Source organism: Paracoccus sp. S4493, from assembly GCF_000967735.1.
Taxonomy (GTDB): domain Bacteria; phylum Pseudomonadota; class Alphaproteobacteria; order Rhodobacterales; family Rhodobacteraceae; genus Paracoccus; species Paracoccus marcusii.
Genome location: NZ_JXYF01000413.1, coordinates 1 through 722, shown reverse-complemented (window position 1 = coordinate 722; position 722 = coordinate 1). Strand labels below are relative to the sequence as shown.

At 59.0% G+C, this 722-nt stretch carries 1 protein-coding gene; it reads left to right on the top strand.

The window, feature by feature from the left end:
* Positions 1 to 4 precede the first annotated feature (4 nt).
* Positions 5 to 722, top strand: a protein-coding gene (locus TW83_RS20230; RefSeq protein WP_157001777.1) for an IS5 family transposase whose coding sequence is annotated in 2 segments (ribosomal slippage) — positions 5 to 326 and positions 326 to 722 — 719 coding nt annotated over the 2 segments. Because the reading frame shifts where the segments join, the coding sequence is not laid out codon by codon here. This gene is flagged as partial in the annotation.

Sequence of the window (722 nt, the reverse complement as noted above, 5' to 3'; positions counted from 1 at the left end):
TGAGATGAGCGACCTTTTCTGGCTGACGGATGCGCAGATGGCACGTCTTGCCCCTTTTTTCCCAAAGTCCCATGGCAAGCCGCGCGTTGATGACAGGCGCGTTCTCAGCGGGATTATCTTCATCATCCGCAATGGCTTGCGCTGGCGTGATGCACCCGCTGCCTATGGGCCTCACAAAACACTTTATAGCCGTTGGAGGCGTTGGAGCGGGAAGGGTATCTTCGCTCGGATGATGGCCGGCCTCGCTGCTGAACACGTTGAAGAGAATACTGTGATGATCGACGCAACATACCTGAAGGCACATCGAACGGCGACCAGCATGGCCGTCAAAAAGGGGGGCGTGGACGTCTGATCGGCCGCACAAAAGGCGGCATGAACACCAAGCTGCACGCCATCTGCGACAGCCAGGGGCGACCGCTCGATCTGTTCATCACTGCCGGACAGGTGAGCGATTATATCGGCGCAAGGGCGCTGCTCAGCGGCCTGCCAAACGTCAGGTGGCTGCTTGGCGATCGCGGTTATGATGCTGACTGGTTGAGAGAGGCGTTGCAGGACAAGGGGATACGGGCCTGCATCCCCGGCCGGAAGCAACGCAAGATGCCGGTCAAGTATGACAAGCGCAGATACAAGCGGCGCAACCGTATCGAGATCATGTTCGGCAGGATAAAGGACTGGCGGCGCGTCGCGACCCGTTATGACCGCTGCCCGAAGGTGTTCCTCTC